Annotated in this window: 14 protein-coding genes and 3 pseudogenes; 9 read left to right on the top strand and 8 right to left on the bottom strand. The window is 69.9% G+C overall.

The features are described 5' to 3' along the window. Positions 1–70: 70 nt before the first annotated feature. From ACGFJ7_RS15240 to ACGFJ7_RS15225, 4 genes and pseudogenes are all read right to left on the bottom strand, one after another. Positions 71–376, bottom strand: a pseudogene (locus tag ACGFJ7_RS15240) (urease subunit beta); the annotation flags it as partial. Next, a complete protein-coding gene (locus tag ACGFJ7_RS15235; protein WP_360239440.1) occupies positions 373–675 on the bottom strand; it encodes an urease subunit gamma in 303 nt (100 codons plus the stop codon). The gene ACGFJ7_RS15235 and the pseudogene ACGFJ7_RS15240, both read right to left, overlap by 4 nt. Before the next feature lie 124 nt (positions 676–799). After that, on the bottom strand, positions 800–1,180 hold the full coding sequence (locus ACGFJ7_RS15230) for a RidA family protein (protein ID WP_360239437.1): 381 nt from the start codon (positions 1,178–1,180) through the stop codon (positions 800–802). Then, complete coding sequence (locus ACGFJ7_RS15225; RefSeq protein ID WP_360239434.1) at positions 1,180–2,388, bottom strand: amidohydrolase/deacetylase family metallohydrolase; 1,209 nt, start codon at positions 2,386–2,388, stop codon at positions 1,180–1,182. Before ACGFJ7_RS15225 ends, ACGFJ7_RS15230 begins: the two co-directional genes overlap by 1 nt. Before the next feature lie 19 nt (positions 2,389–2,407). Between ACGFJ7_RS15225 and ACGFJ7_RS15220 the strand changes: the two genes are divergently transcribed. Both ACGFJ7_RS15220 and ACGFJ7_RS15215 read left to right on the top strand, forming a co-directional pair. After that, entirely contained in the window at positions 2,408–3,973 is a 1,566-nt protein-coding gene (locus ACGFJ7_RS15220; RefSeq protein ID WP_392642507.1) for a beta-N-acetylhexosaminidase, read from the top strand. Between the two features lie 124 nt (positions 3,974–4,097). Beyond that, positions 4,098–5,123, top strand: coding sequence for a YndJ family transporter (locus tag ACGFJ7_RS15215; RefSeq protein WP_392642506.1), 1,026 nt, complete (start codon positions 4,098–4,100; stop codon positions 5,121–5,123). A 360-nt stretch (positions 5,124–5,483) separates the two neighbouring features. On the opposite strand, the gene ACGFJ7_RS15210 is transcribed toward ACGFJ7_RS15215, so the two are convergent. Next, positions 5,484–6,533, bottom strand: coding sequence for a helix-turn-helix transcriptional regulator (locus ACGFJ7_RS15210; protein WP_392642505.1), 1,050 nt, complete (start codon positions 6,531–6,533; stop codon positions 5,484–5,486). 134 nt (positions 6,534–6,667) lie between these two features. Here ACGFJ7_RS15210 and ACGFJ7_RS15205 point away from each other — a divergent pair, with 134 nt between their 5' ends. From ACGFJ7_RS15205 to ACGFJ7_RS15185, 5 genes and pseudogenes are all read left to right on the top strand, one after another. Further along, the gene (locus ACGFJ7_RS15205; protein ID WP_392642504.1) at positions 6,668–7,081 is read left to right on the top strand and encodes a DUF1761 domain-containing protein; all 414 of its coding nucleotides are present in this window, start codon (positions 6,668–6,670) and stop codon (positions 7,079–7,081) included. 130 nt (positions 7,082–7,211) lie between these two features. Beyond that, on the top strand, positions 7,212–7,340 hold the full coding sequence (locus ACGFJ7_RS15200; protein ID WP_392642503.1) for a hypothetical protein: 129 nt from the start codon (positions 7,212–7,214) through the stop codon (positions 7,338–7,340). Between the two features lie 33 nt (positions 7,341–7,373). After that, a pseudogene (locus ACGFJ7_RS15195) lies at positions 7,374–7,673 on the top strand (VOC family protein); the annotation flags it as partial. A gap of 78 nt (positions 7,674–7,751) precedes the next feature. Then, positions 7,752–8,786: an aldo/keto reductase gene (locus ACGFJ7_RS15190; RefSeq protein WP_392642502.1), complete on the top strand. Its 1,035-nt coding sequence runs from the start codon at positions 7,752–7,754 to the stop codon at positions 8,784–8,786. 506 nt (positions 8,787–9,292) lie between these two features. Beyond that, entirely contained in the window at positions 9,293–10,213 is a 921-nt protein-coding gene (locus tag ACGFJ7_RS15185; RefSeq protein ID WP_392642501.1) for an alpha/beta fold hydrolase, read from the top strand. A 117-nt stretch (positions 10,214–10,330) separates the two neighbouring features. Here ACGFJ7_RS15185 and ACGFJ7_RS15180 read toward each other — a convergent pair whose 3' ends face one another. The 3 genes and pseudogenes from ACGFJ7_RS15180 to ACGFJ7_RS15170 all read right to left on the bottom strand — a co-directional run bounded on the left by ACGFJ7_RS15180 (position 10,331) and on the right by ACGFJ7_RS15170 (position 11,909). After that, positions 10,331–10,588, bottom strand: a complete 258-nt coding sequence (locus ACGFJ7_RS15180) for a hypothetical protein (RefSeq protein ID WP_392642500.1) — start codon at positions 10,586–10,588, stop codon at positions 10,331–10,333. Positions 10,589–10,600: 12 nt separating this feature from the next. Then, positions 10,601–11,137: pseudogene (locus ACGFJ7_RS15175) on the bottom strand (DUF4158 domain-containing protein); the annotation flags it as partial. Between the two features lie 295 nt (positions 11,138–11,432). Then, positions 11,433–11,909, bottom strand: a complete 477-nt coding sequence (locus ACGFJ7_RS15170) for a hypothetical protein (protein ID WP_360239407.1) — start codon at positions 11,907–11,909, stop codon at positions 11,433–11,435. Positions 11,910–12,029: 120 nt separating this feature from the next. On the opposite strand from ACGFJ7_RS15170, the gene ACGFJ7_RS15165 reads away from it, so the two are divergent. Then, positions 12,030–12,431, top strand: a complete 402-nt coding sequence (locus tag ACGFJ7_RS15165; protein WP_392642499.1) for a hemerythrin domain-containing protein — start codon at positions 12,030–12,032, stop codon at positions 12,429–12,431. Then, on the top strand, positions 12,418–13,596 hold the full coding sequence (locus ACGFJ7_RS15160; RefSeq protein ID WP_360239402.1) for an alanine racemase: 1,179 nt from the start codon (positions 12,418–12,420) through the stop codon (positions 13,594–13,596). Before ACGFJ7_RS15165 ends, ACGFJ7_RS15160 begins: the two co-directional genes overlap by 14 nt. Positions 13,597–13,598 lie beyond the last annotated feature (2 nt).

The following is a 13,598-nucleotide window of genomic DNA, read 5'->3' as shown; positions in this document are numbered from 1 at the left end:
GGCTGGTGGTGGCCGGGCCGGTGGTGGTCTGCGGGGCGGTGATGGGGAACCCGGGGGTGGGGGGAGGTGGGTCCAAGGGGCCGGCTGCCAAGCCTCGTAGGCCGGGGACTATGCGGGCGCCGGCCAAGGGGATCAGGGTGATGTCCCGGGGCATGCCGGGTTCGAAGCGGACCGATGTGCCGGCGGGGACGGCCAAGCGGTGGCCCCAGGCCGCGGTGCGGTCGAAGTCCAAGGCCGCGTTCGACTCGGCGAAGTGGAAGTGGGAACCGACCTGGATGGGGCGGTCGCCGGTGTTGCGGACGGTCAGGGCTATGGGCGTACGGCCGGAATTTATCTCGATGTCGCCGTCGCCGTGGAGGATCTCGCCGGGGATCATGCGATCGGCCCGTGGACGGTGACCAGCTTTGTGCCGTCCGGGAACGTCGCCTCGACCTGGACCTCGCCCAGCATCTCGGGGACGCCCGGCATCACGTCGTCGCGGGTGAGGACCCGCCGTCCCGCGTCCATCAGGTCGGCTACCGTGCGGCCGTCGCGGGCGCCCTCGAGCAGGAACGCCGTGATGATCGCCGTGGCCTCGGGGTGGTTGAGCTTGAGGCCCCGTTCGCGACGTTTCTGGGCGACGTCGGCCGCCACGTGGATGAGCAGCCGTTCCTGCTCGTGCTGGCTGAGGAACAAGGGACCTCCCCGGTTAGCGCTCCGCGAGCCTCGCAGGCCGACGTTTCGCTCGTGTTACCCGTTCGTGGCGCGAGCCTCCAAGGTGATCAAACCAGGCTCGCGCACACGAAGCGGGGAAACGCGCTCAGGCCCCGGTGTAGAGAACCGCGTCGATCTCGATGTCGAAGCCGACCAGCGGCACCGGCAGGGTGGTCCGCACCGGCGGGTTCTCGCCGTTCACGTACTCCTTGTAGATCTCGTTCATCTCCGCGAAGTCGTCGAAGTCGCGCAGGTAGACGCCGAGCCGTACGGCCTGGTCGAGGCTCGCGCCGGCCGCCTCGGCCACCGTGGCCAGGTTGCGGAAGGCCGCGTGGGCCTGCTCGGCGAAGCTGCCGGTGACCCAGGTGCCGTCGGGCAGCGACGGGATCGCCCCGGCCAGGTAGATGAAGTCGCCGGCGACGACCGCCTGCGAGTACGGCCCGCCGACCGGGCCCGCCTTGTCGGTGTTGATGGCGCGCTTGGGCATCAGATGTCCCCCTCGGATGTTCGCGGAAACTGCTCGGCCAGCCCGTCCACGCCGACCAGCGGCGCGGCGAGCATCTCCCGAAGATCTTGCTCCCGCCGGTCGAGCGCCGCGCGCTGGGCACCGGTCAGCGGGACCCAGGGGGCCGGTGGGGCCGGCAGTCGCGGCCGCAGCAGCCGGCCGGCCACGTAGGTCGCGGTGTTCACCAGGCGCACCGGCGCCCGGCGTACCTGGCGGTGCGAGTCGACGACCTCGTGCTCCTCGTCGCGTACCTCGAAAACCGCCAGATCGGCCGGCGAGCCCGGCGTCAGCGTGCCGCCCGGCAGGCCGAGGATCTCGGCCGGGCGGGTGGTCGCCATCGCCAGCACGTCGGGCAGCGGCAGGCCGACCGCGAGCAGTTTGGCCATCGTGGTCGGCAGGTCGAACACCGGGCCGTACAGCGATCGGCAGTGCAGGTCGGTCGAGACCGTGTCCGGGATGATGCCCGATTCGAGCTGCCGTTCCAGCACGTCGAAGGCGAATCCGCCCGAGCCGTGCCCGATGTCGAACCGGACCTCCCGGCCGAACGCCGCCTTGACGGCCGGCCCGAGCGGCTCGGCGATCCCGCTGGAGCAGTGGGTGACGATGTCGCCCGGCCGCAGCAGATCCAGCACCTCGTCCAGCTGCGGCGGTGTGGTCCCGACGTGGACCATGACCGGCAGGCCGCATGTCTCGCCGACGGCCAGCGCGCGCCGCAGCGGCTCCACCCCGTTGTCGCCCACGGTGTCCCGGTCGACGCGGACCTTGACACCGCGGATCAGCTCGCGGTGCGCCTGCACGGTGTCGATGGCCAGGGCCACGTCGCAATTGTCAAGGTCACGACCTTCGCCCGTACGGCCGGAAAGCCCCACCGCCGAGATGTTCAGGAGCACGGGGACCCGTACCTGAAGAACCCTGTTCGTCAGATCCGGCAGTGTGTAAGCGCCCGTCGATCCGGCGTCGACCCACGTCGTCACGCCCGTGTACCAGGCCACCGAGTCCGGCGAGATCCCCCAGTATCCCGGCCCGACATGAGTGTGCAGATCGATCAGTCCCGGCGTGACCAGCTTGCCGCTGACGTCCACAATCGTGCGGGCGTCCCGCGGCAGGTTCGTGCCCACCGCCGCGATCTTCCCGTTGGTCACCGCCACATCGAACGGCTCGCCCCCGCTCAGGAGCAGGTCGTGCGTCACTCGCATACTGTAATAAGCGATGATTCCGCAGCCGGTGTCCATCACCCGTAAAGACGGCTTCTTCCACCTAAATCCGGCCGTGCCGCTCGACGCCGGGCCCGGTCTCGACGGCGTGGCCACCTGGCTTCGCCAGGCTCTGCGCTGCCCACTCCCGCCCGGGCGGGGCGGCGTCACGCTGCGCGTCGACGACGCAAAACCGCTTGAGGGGTACGCCCTGACGTGCGCCCCGACCTCCTTGGAGATCGTCGGCGGGTCGCCCGCGGGCGTGTTCCGGGGCGTGCAGACCTTGCGCCAGCTGCTGCCCGCGGCGGCGCTGCGCCGGGCCGGCGAGGTGGACTGGAACGTTCCCGCGGTGCACATCACCGACCAGCCCCGGTTCGCCTGGCGTGGCGTGATGCTCGACGTGGCCCGCCATTTCATGCCGGTGGCCGACGTGCTGCGCTTCCTCGACCTGGCCGCGTTCCACAAGCTGAACGTCCTGCACCTGCACCTGACCGACGACCAGGGCTGGCGCGTGGAGATCCCCGGCTGGCCCCGCCTGACGTCGGTCGGCGCCTGGCGCCCGTCCTCGATGCTGGGCGCCCGCGTCCACGCCCGCGACGACGGCCGCCCGCACGGCGGCTTCTACACGACGGACGACCTGCGCGAGATCGTGGCGTACGCGGCGTCGCTGCACATCACCGTGGTCCCGGAGGTCGACATGCCCGGGCACATGCAGGCCGCGGTGGCCGCGTACCCCAGGCTCGGAAATGGTTTCTCCGGCGGCGTCCGGACCACATGGGGCATCTCCTCGCACGTGCTCAACCTGGGCGAGGAGGCCATGGCGTTCTGCCGCGACGTCCTGGACCACCTGTGCGACATCTTCCCCTCGGAGCTGATCGGCATCGGCGGCGACGAGTGCCCACCGGGCGAATGGGAGGGAAGCCCCCTGGCGGCCCGGCTGGGCCTGCCCGGCGTGCAGCCGTGGTTCACCGCCCAGATGGCCGCCCACCTGGCCCGTTCCGGCCGCCGCCTCTACGGCTGGGACGAGATCCTGACCGGCGGCACCCCACCCGGCGCGGTGGTGGCGGCCTGGCGGGGCCCGCGCCCGACCACGGTGGCGGCCCGCCTGGGCCACGACGTGGTGTCCTGCCCCGACATAGCGGTCTACCTGGACTACCGCCAGTCGGACGACCCGGGCGAGCCCACCCCGGTCGGCACCCGGCTGACGCTGGAGGACGTGTACGGCTTCGACCCCGTCCCGCCAGGTCTGACGGAGCGGGAGGCGGCCCACGTCCTGGGCGGCCAGGCAAACGTCTGGACCGAACACATGGAGAACGCCCGCCGCGTCGACTACATGACATACCCGCGGTTGTGCGCCCTGGCCGAGGCGGTGTGGGACCCGCCGGGCCGCTCCTACGAGTCGTTCCGGGCGCGTTTGCCGGAGCATTTGTCCCGCTTGGACGCCCTGGGGGTCAACTACCGCCCACTGACCGGCCCGCGCCCGTGGGACGCCCGCCCCGACGCTCCCGGCAACCCGCGGAGCATGCCCGACCGCTTGGCCGAGCTGGCCGAGATGACCGCCGACCTCCCGCCCACGGACTGACAGGATCTCCCGCCCTTTTTCGTCCACTCTTTCCTTCTCGCGTGTCCCTCTCTCCTCTGCGGGCGCCGTGACCTGTGAGTATCCATGGCCTATAGTTGAACATGTTCAACTATAGGAGGTCGCTGTGTGGGCCCTGGTCAACGCGCTCATCACGCTCGGCATGGTGCTCGTGGTGCCGGCGGGCCTCCGCCTCATCGGCGTCGAAGGCCCGGTCGCCGGGTCGTGGCCCTTCGCGGCGGCCGCAGGCGCGGCGAGCCTGTGGCTACCGCGCGGCATTCCAGCGACCGGCCTCGCGGTCCTCTACGCGTTCGCGGCTGTGGCACTCGCCCTTCAGGCCCTACAGCCCCGGTTTCTTACCCCGGCCCCAGCCCCAGCCCCAGCCTCGGCGGCGACTCCGGCTTTCGCCCCAGCACCTACTCTGGGTCCAGCTCCAGCCGTCATTCCGTCCCCGGCGCTCATCCCGGCTCCAGCCCTCGGCTCAGCCGCGGCGCTCACTTCAGCCCCGGCTCCGACACCAGCGCTTGCCCGGCTCCCGGTTTGGTGTTGGCGCCGGCTCTCGCGCGGGTGGCGGGAGTGGATTGCTCTGGCGACCGCGCTGGCCGGGCCCGCTGTCGCGGCCGGGGCGCTGGTTGCCGAGCGGGCCGGGTACCGGCTGTTCGGGTTCGAGCTGGGTGTGCTGACGCTGACCGTGGCGCACTTCCACTTCGCCGGGTTCGCGGCCGCGCTGATCGCCGGGCTCCACCGGCGCCTGGCGCCCGGTCGCCTCGCCGACGCGGCCGTGCTCACCGTGCCGGCGGGCACGCTGCTGGTGCTGGCCGGCTACTTCACCAGCGAGTTCGTCGAGCTGGCGGGCGCCCTCGTCCTCACCACCGGCATGTGGGCCATGGGCTGGTCGACGTGGCGCCACGCCCGTACCCGCGTCCCCGACCGCCTCACCGCCGCTCTGCTGGCCACCTCGGCTCTCGTCCTGGCCGCCTCGATGGTGCTCGCCGTGAGCTGGGCCTTGGGCGAGGCCACCGACCTGCCGCACCCGTCGCTGGCCTGGATGGCCGCCACCCACGGCGTGGCCAACGCCCTCGGCTTCGGCCTGGCCGCCTACACCCGCCTCCACACCGCCGCCCTCCGGACACCCGCACCGACCCGCGACTGACTCGCCGCGCGCCGCCCTCAGCCGGTGCGGAGACCATGAGCGCCTTGCCCGCGACTGGTTCGCCGTGCGGCGCCCTCAGCCGGTGCGGAGACCGCCAGCGCCTTGCCCGTGACGGGCTGGGCGGCGTGGTGCGCCATGCCGTTGGCGCCGTCCCAGCGGCTGATTCGGGCTAGGGCGTCCAGGGCGCCGGCGGCCAGAGACAGAGCGGAAGGGAAGCGAGGGCTGGGCCGCGCACGAGAGCAGCGACATGGACAGGAGGGGCGACGTCGCGGGGGCAAGGGGCGAAAGCGCGAAACGGCCCTTGAGGAACATCGGAACGAAAAGGGCGAGAACCTGCACGACGCCGACGGCAACCGGCCACTACGCCCCGTCGCTCCGCCCTTCCTGGTCTGATGACCGCCCGCACCGGTCTCTACCGCCGGGAGGGGGGTGTGTGGAGGCGCGGCCTGCTGCGGTTCGGGTGAATCGGCGGGCGAGGTGCGCAAAGGCCTCGGTCAGTTCGTCCGGGCCGACGACGTCGATGTCGGCGTCGTAGCGGGCGATCGCGGCGGCCAGGCTGGTCCAGGACCAGGACCCGAGGGTGAGCCGGCACCGGCCGGGGCTGATCTGTTCGACGAGCCCGTCACGGGTGTAGAGCGCCACGGTGGCGGCTGGCAGGTCGAGCAGCACCGTGCCCTGGCACGGCCAGTTGCCGGAGGCGTCGCCGGATCCGCGGAAGACGCCGGTGACGTACGCGGCGACGTCTGCGCCGGGTAGCGCACGGGGAGTGAAGCGTGGCCCGTTGGGGGTGCGCGGGCTGATCCGGTCGACGCGGAAGGTGCGCCAGTCGTCGCGGTCGAGGTCCCACGCGATGAGGTACCACCGTCCGTCCCGGGTGATCACGTGGTGTGGTTCGGCGCGGCGCGGCTGTTTGGTGCCGTCGTCGCCGTACTCGAAGCGCAGGATCTCGCGGGCGCGCACGGCGGCGCTGATGGTCAGGAGCACGTTGCCGTCGACCGGTTCGGCCGGGCGGGTGGTGGGCCGCTGGACGGCGGTGACGTCGAGGGCGCCGAGGCGGTGCCGTAGCCGAGACGGCATCACCTGACGGATGGTATTCAGCGCCCGTTCGGCGTCCTCGGCGAGGCCGCTGTCCGGGGTGGTCGCGGCGATCTGCAGGGCGACGGTGAGAGCGACGGCCTGGTCGTCGTCGAACAGCAGCGGGGGCAGTTCGGTGCCCGCGCTGAGCCGGTAGCCGCCGTCGGGGCCTTTGACCGCGGCGATGGGATAGCCGAGCTCGCGCAGCCGATCGACGTCGCGGCGCACGGTACGCAAGCTGACGTCCAGGCGGTCGGCCAGCACTGTGCCGGACCAGTCCCGGCGGGTCTGCAACAGCGACAGCAGGGCCAGCAATCGCGCGGAAGTTTTCGGCATGAACCTGATTCTGCTCACAGTAGGTGCCACATCCTGTCACCTACTCCTGCAAGTCTTGAACTCGAGCCGGTCAAGCACGGTGCTTCGGCGACGCCGAGAGCCGCTCATCCCCCTTTCATGTACGGAGTCAACACATGTTCGATGTTCTGGGCGATCTCAACTGGCTCGGGATTCTGGTCGGCTTCATCGCCTTGACCTTGCTCGGCGGCCTCTGGTTCGCAGCCCTGTTCCCCAAGGCGTACAACCGCTCGCTCGGCCGCGACACGAACGCGAAAGCGCCGACGACGCCACTGTTTCTCGCCGGGCCACCGCTCACCAGCCTGATCATCACCTTCACCAGCGCAATCCTGTTCGCCGCGCTGAACATCGACGCCTACTGCGACGCGCTGCTGTTCGGCCTCATCGTCGGCTTCGGCTACCTCACCGCGAACACCGTCACCATCGCCATCAACCCCAACTTCCCGCGACCGCTGCTCTACGCAGCGATCTCCGGCAGCTACAACATCGTCGGCAGCCTCGTCGTCAGCGCCATCCTGCTGGCCATCTGACACGCGCCGGAAGCGGTCGGATCCGCCGGTCCAGCCGCCCACCACCGCTTGCTCTGGTTCCCTCGCATGAGGTCCAACCAGCCCATATCGGGTTGATCCCGCCCGAGAACAACCACCCGAGGAGTCCCGTATGGCCATCACCACCACGACGCACCTGAACTTCCGCGGCGACGCCCGCGCGGCGCTGGAGTTCTACCAGTCCGTCTTCGGCGGACACCTCACCGTCGTCGCCTACGGCGACTTCGGCATGCCCAACTAACTCCCGGACGCCGACAAGGTCGTCTTCGGCCAGGTCACGGCCGACAACGGGTTCAGCGTCATGGCCTACGACGTGCCCAGCCAGAGCCCCGCCGCTGCGCCGGCCGCGATCACCACCCGTGAGAACGGCATGACCTTGACCGGCGAACGGTTCTTCGTCTCCGTCCGCGGTGAGACCGCCGACGAGGTCAGCGCGCTGTGGGACAAGCTGTCCGAAGGCGCCGAGATCATCGAGAAGTTCGGCCCTTCGCAGTGGGCGCCCGGCTTCGGGATGCTGACCGACCGGTTCGGCGTCACCTGGATCCTCGACGTTGCCGTGGCCTACGCCGGCTGACCCACCACACCCGTTTCCGGTCCGGGGCCGCCGAGCCAGGCCGCCCCGGGCCGCCCCCGTCCCGCATAGGAACAGCACATGCGCATGCGCTCCCTCGGCCGCACCGGCATTCAGGTCAGCCCCTACTGCCTGGGCACCATGATGTTCGCCCCGTTCGGCAACCCCGACCCCGACGACTGCGCCAGGATCATCCACCGGGCCCTGGACGCCGGCATCAACTTCATCGACACCGCCGACGTCTACGGCGGCGACGGCGAGACCGAACGCATCGTCGGCAAAGCCTTGAAAGGCCGCCGCGACGGCGTCGTGCTCGCCACCAAGTTCAACGGCGTCATGGGCACCGACCCGAACCGGCGCGGCAACTCCCGCCGCTGGATCGTCACCGCGATCGAGGACTCCCTGCGGCGCCTCGGCGTTGACCACATCGACCTCTACCAGGTCCACCACCCCGAACCCGGCACCGACATCGAGGAAACCCTCGCCGCCCTGACCGACCTGATGCGGGCCGGCAAGGTCCGCGCGATCGGCCACTCCAGCATGCCGGCCGCCGACATCGTGGAAGCCCAATGGACCGCCGAACGCCGCGGGCTGGCACGGTTCCGCACCGAGCAACCGACCTACTCGATCCTGAACCGCGGCATCGAACGCGACGTCCTCCCCGTGTGCGAACGCTACGGAATGGGCGTACTGACCTGGAGCCCACTCGCGTCGGGTCTGCTCACCGGCCGCTTCCGCCTCGGTGGCGAACAGCCCTCCGCCCGGCGCATGCACTGGGTGCCGAAGCACATGACCGACCCCCGCAACCACGCGGCCGTCGAACAACTCGTCCCGATCGCCGAGCAGGCCGGCCTATCGCTGACCCACCTGGCCCTGGCGTTCGTCGTCAGCCACCCTGCCGTCACCTCGGCGATCATCGGCCCTCGCACCATGGCCCACCTCGACGACCTGCTCGCCGGCGCCGGCACCGCCCTTGACGACGACACCCTCGACCGGATCGACGAGATCGTCGCGCCCGGGGCCAACCCCGGAACCCTCGACATCGCCTACACACCGCCCGCCCTCACGCACACAGACCTGCGCCGCCGCCGCACCGGCGACCGCGCCGCCGCCTGAACGCTCGCCGGCCAGGCGCATGTTCTCAGAAACGCCCTCTCCACCGGCATCGACTTCCCACCCGCCGCCCAAGCCTTCCGAATCCGCCGCCACTGGCACATCGAAAACCAGATCCACTGGGTCCGCGATGTCGCCTACGACGAAGGCCGGTCCCAAATCCGTACCGGCAACGGACCGCAAGTCATGCCGCCCTCCGCAAGGCCGCCACCGGCGCACTGCGCCTCACCGGCGTCACCAACATTGCCGCCGCCAACCGCCATCACGCCCCCGGCAGCACATGATCCCTGGAACTGCTCGGAATCACCTGACGACTTCGCGAGACATCGCAGAAAACCGCCGGGGTAGGGATAGCCCCCCGTGCGGTGGTGACGGTGCCCGTAGGACGGATCGGCAGGCAGCAGGATCGAACTTCACGCGGCGGACGCGAACTATTGATCTTGCCCGCCCAGTGGGCCGCCGCGGTCAGCTTCCACTACCGCGAACCGGCAATCCTTGAAGGAACCCCCATGAACTCCTACTTCCCCGCCTCTCTGCGCCGAGCCGTGCTCGCCGTCGTGCTCCCGGCGATGGCCGTCGGGGCACTCGTCGCTTGCAGTGAAACCCCAGCGCCGGCCCCCGCCGCAGCAACGCTCCCGGCGACGAGCGCGCCGGTCACGAGCGCGCCGGTCACAGAGACTCACATGATCACCAACAAAAGCCACAGGCTGGCGTTCTACGTAACCCCCGGGCACCAGCCGGCAATTGTGCTGGACGCCGGTGGCGGCGAGGACCACACCCAGTGGAAGGACATCGTCCCCCGGTTGGCGAAGGCCACTGGGTCGGAGATCATCACCTACGACCGGGCGGGCCTGGGCGCCAGCGACGAAGTCAAGGGGGCCTGGGACGTGCATGCCGCGGTGTCGGACTTGCAAGCCGGTCTTCATCAGCTTGGCGTTACCGGAAACGTCATTCTGGTGTCGCACTCGCAGGCTGGCGAGGTCGCCACCTACTTCGTCAACAAATACCCCAAACTCGTCTCAGGTGCTGTCCTGGTCGACGCCAGCCTGCCGCAGTTCTCCACCGATGAACAGATCGAGCGGATCATCGCCGTCACGACCCCGCAGATCGAGGAGCTCAAGAAGCAGCCGTCGACGAAGCAGACCCGCCAACTGATCGCGACCGCGGCGAACTACGGCCCGATGCACCACGCCTACCACAAGGTGTCCTGGCCCAGCAGCGTGCCGGCCACCGTGATCGTTTCGGAGAAGACGCCCTTCGACGGCTCGCCGCAGGACGCCCAGCACTGGCGCGATGCGGCCGCCGCGTTCGTCAATGCCGCGCCGGGCCGCACGCTGGTGACCGCGGTCGGTAGCTCCCACGAGATCCCCCAAGATCAACCGGAGTTGGTACTCGAGCAGATCGAGAAGATGGTCGCCGAGCACGGCTGAGCTTGCATTCCTGAGACCGACTCACGGTCCCAGCAGGAGTGAGAGGCCCTCGGCGCGGGGATCCCGAGCACGAAAAGGCCGGATGCACCCCCAGGGGAAGAACATCCGGCTTGATCACTATCGGAGGTGCCGGCGGCTGGGCTGCTCGTCGTCGCCACTGTCGGGGTCACGCAGCCGCCGGTAGGTACGTCCGCCCAGGTCGGGCAGCGTGAACGTGTAGTGGCCGTGGACGCGGATGTGATGGCGCACGTACGGCGAGAGCCGGGCGACATCCGCGTCCAGCACCCGATAGCCCTGCCCGCGCAGCCCGGCCAGGTCCAGATCCAGATCCAGGTCCAGGTCCAGGTCCAGGTCCAGGTCCAGGGTGTTCCACAAGGTGATACCGCCTCACGCCCGGGCCAGCCCGATGCCGTCCTGGGCGTCGATCAGCACGCTGTTGGCTGCGGCGTAGGTCTCCGGCCGCAGGTAGGTCGCGTCGACGTGGCTGATCCGGCCCCGGGTCAGCGCCGGGATCCCGTCGGAGATCACCGGCCCGAAGCCGGCGTTGAGCGCGTGCGCCGTCAGCGTCGCGGCGACCGTCACGTGCAGGTCGTCCCGGCGCGTGGCCGCCCGGGACAGCGCTGTGAACGCGGCGTCGAAGATCGCCTTCGGGCCGTCTCCCGCGGTCCACGCCCGGGCGTCGATCCAGCGGATCGGATCCGGTTCCGCCGCGGCGAAGTCGTTGTAGCCGTACTCCCGGGCGATCTCACGCTGATGCTCGAACCGGGTCGGCCGGCGCCAAAGACACTCCTTGACCTTCGACGGATCAGCCGCACCGACCTGCCCGGCGACGTCATCGACCGCCTCGGTCGGCACATCCAGGGGATCGGCCAGGAACAGACCCGGCGCCCGCACGGTCGCCACCTGCAATCCGAACCCGATCCGGTTCTCAAGTCCTGGTCGAAGTCGTCCAGGAAGAACAAGCCCTCCAGCTGTGTCGGCGTCAGCCTGTCGGGAAACCGGCCATAGGAGGTCGCCTGCTCATCAGGGAGGAACTCAACCGGCACAGCCCGAAACGACAGGGAGGCAGCCGGCGCCGACGTCGACGGCGAGGAGCGGGAGGTCTCGGTGATGGCGGGCGGTTGGGGTGGGAGCGAGGAGAGGCAGAAACGGTGAGGGCCATGGCGGGGGAGGCGGGGACGGGAGGGATGCCGTGGAGGAAGTGGAAGGGCAGGAGGGGTTACAGGCTCATCCAGCAGAAGAGGGAGTCGCCGGTGGCTTGGGCTCGGGTGGCCAAGGCGGACAGCTCGGTGATGAGCTCGGCGAAGTACTGCGGGTCGGTGTTGGGCTGTAGCTCCTCGATGGCGGACCACTGAACGGCCAGGGACGGCACGCGGTCGGCGGGCACCGCGGCCAAGGTGTCGCGGGTCTCGTTGTCGAGGATGGTGACCCATGGGCCCTCGTGGGAGGTGTCCTGTTCGCCGCCCTCGGGCCAGATCAGGTGGTCGTCGACGATGTGGGGATGCCACGGCTCGTCGCGGATGAAGCCGATGAGCTTGCCCAGTACGACGCTCGTGTCGATCCATTTGGCCTCGACGCCGTCGTAGACGGTGGTGGACGGGTCGCTGGTCAGCAGCGGGCCGCCTTCGTTCAGCGTCAGCTGTTCCTGGACGGCGGCGGCCGAAGGAGCGCGGAAGTAGTCGGTCAGAACACCCATGCCGGTAGCACACCACACGGGTGCGACAAGAATCGTTGGTAGGCTTCCGGCAGCGTCGCGGTGCGCCCGGCAAAGAGACCGCCGAGGGCATGGAGGCGCCGGACCATGGGACTTGCCTCCGTGGACAAATCGAACGTCAACCGATTGAGGGCGTACGGCAATCAGTTGATCGCCTGCCATCACCATCTCCTCGAGATGATCGACGAGATACGCGCGGGCGACGGCGACGGCGTGGCCTTCTGCGCCGCTCTCACCCGGCATCACACCGGCGAGGACGCCACCGTCTTTCCGGTTCTGGCTGGACGGCATCCGGAGTTGCGGGAATTTCTGGACAGCCTCGCCCGTGATCACGCGATCATCGCGGGGATGGTGAAGGACGACATGACGCGCGAGGAGCTGGACGGGCTCACCGCCGTACTGGAAACGCATTTCATCGGGGAGGAGAAGCGCCTGGTCGCCGTGCTGAACGCGCTTGAGCCGACCCCACGACTGGACGGGGTGATCGACGATGCGGGTTCCTGAGGTCACCGTCGACTGGCGCAGCAAGGGTTTCTGGCTGCCGGAGGGCGAGCGCGCCGCGGCCGACATCGCGCGGGAGAGCCCGGGCATGTTCGACGGGCTGCTCACCTGGCCGGTCCTGGTGCTGCGGCGGGCCGCGGCCGAGGCGAACATCGCGACCATGGCCGCCTACTGCCGGCGGCACGGGTGGGATTTCGCACCGCACGCCAAGACGACCATGGCGCCGGGGCTGCTCGCCGCCCAGCTCGACGCCGGGGCCTGGGGCATGACCGTGGCCACCGCCAACCAGGCTCTGGTTCTGCGCCGGCTCGGTGTGCGGCGCATCCTCATCGCCAACCAGGTGCTCGACCCGGTCGCTCTGCGCTGGCTGGACGGTGAACCGGACGTCTACTTCCAGGTCGACTCCGTCGCGGGGGTCGCCGCCGCGGCCGGCAGGAGTGTGCGGGTTCTGGTCGAGCTCGGGCACTCCCACGGCCGTACGGGGGTGCGGACGCTCGACGAGCTGGAGGCTGTGGCCCGCGCCGCCGTGTCCAGCGAGAACGTCGAGCTGGTGGGTGTGACCGCGTACGAGGGTCAATTGACGACCGAGCGGGAGGTCGACGACTTCCTCGACCTGTTCGCCGCCGGTGTCGCCCGGCTGGTGGAGGCGGGGCTTCTGCCGGCGGAGCCGATCGTGTCGGCCGGCGGCAGTGCCTGGTTCGACCGGGTGATCGACCGGCTGGCCCCGATCAAGCAGGCCCGTCTCGTTCTGCGCAGCGGCGCCTCGGTGACCCACGACGACGGCTTCTACCGTGAGCGCACCCCGTTCCTTCGGGTGCCGGCCGAGGGGCCGCTCGCGGCCGCGCTGGAGATCTGGGCTCAGGTCACCTCCACCCCCGAGCCGGGGCTGGCCCTGGTCGGCATGGGCAAGCGGGACGCGCCGTTCGACGAGGGGCTGCCGGTGCCGATGGAGATCCGCCGGGTGGACGGCTCGTACGCCGCCACCACCGGCGTCGAGGTGACCAAGCTCAACGACCACCACACGTACCTGGCCGCCGACGACCTTCAGCCCGGTGATCTCATCCGGTTCGGGATTTCCCATCCCTGCACGGCTTTCGACAAATGGCGGCACATTCCCGTCATCGACGAGGATCGACGCGTGGTGGACGTCCTGGAGACCTATTTTTAGCG

Source organism: Actinoplanes sp. NPDC048988, assembly GCF_043197815.1.
Classification (GTDB): Bacteria; Actinomycetota; Actinomycetes; order Mycobacteriales; family Micromonosporaceae; genus Actinoplanes.
The sequence above is the reverse complement of the archived record's forward strand: the minus strand, read 5'-3'. Positions and strand labels throughout refer to the sequence as shown.

Excerpts from the sequence above, each read along its gene's own strand:
- ACGFJ7_RS15230 (WP_360239437.1), bottom strand. The coding sequence starts at position 1,180 with ATGCCCAAGCGCGCCATCAACACCGACAAGGCGGGCCCGGTCGGCGGG.
- ACGFJ7_RS15220 (WP_392642507.1), top strand. The coding sequence starts at position 2,408 with ATGATTCCGCAGCCGGTGTCCATCACCCGTAAAGACGGCTTCTTCCAC.
- ACGFJ7_RS15210 (WP_392642505.1), bottom strand. The coding sequence starts at position 6,533 with ATGCCGAAAACTTCCGCGCGATTGCTGGCCCTGCTGTCGCTGTTGCAG.
- ACGFJ7_RS15205 (WP_392642504.1), top strand. The coding sequence starts at position 6,668 with ATGTTCGATGTTCTGGGCGATCTCAACTGGCTCGGGATTCTGGTCGGC.
- ACGFJ7_RS15200 (WP_392642503.1), top strand. The coding sequence starts at position 7,212 with ATGGCCATCACCACCACGACGCACCTGAACTTCCGCGGCGACGCCCGC.
- ACGFJ7_RS15190 (WP_392642502.1), top strand. The coding sequence starts at position 7,752 with ATGCGCATGCGCTCCCTCGGCCGCACCGGCATTCAGGTCAGCCCCTAC.
- ACGFJ7_RS15185 (WP_392642501.1), top strand. The coding sequence starts at position 9,293 with ATGAACTCCTACTTCCCCGCCTCTCTGCGCCGAGCCGTGCTCGCCGTC.
- ACGFJ7_RS15170 (WP_360239407.1), bottom strand. The coding sequence starts at position 11,909 with ATGGGTGTTCTGACCGACTACTTCCGCGCTCCTTCGGCCGCCGCCGTC.
- ACGFJ7_RS15160 (WP_360239402.1), top strand. The coding sequence starts at position 12,418 with ATGCGGGTTCCTGAGGTCACCGTCGACTGGCGCAGCAAGGGTTTCTGG.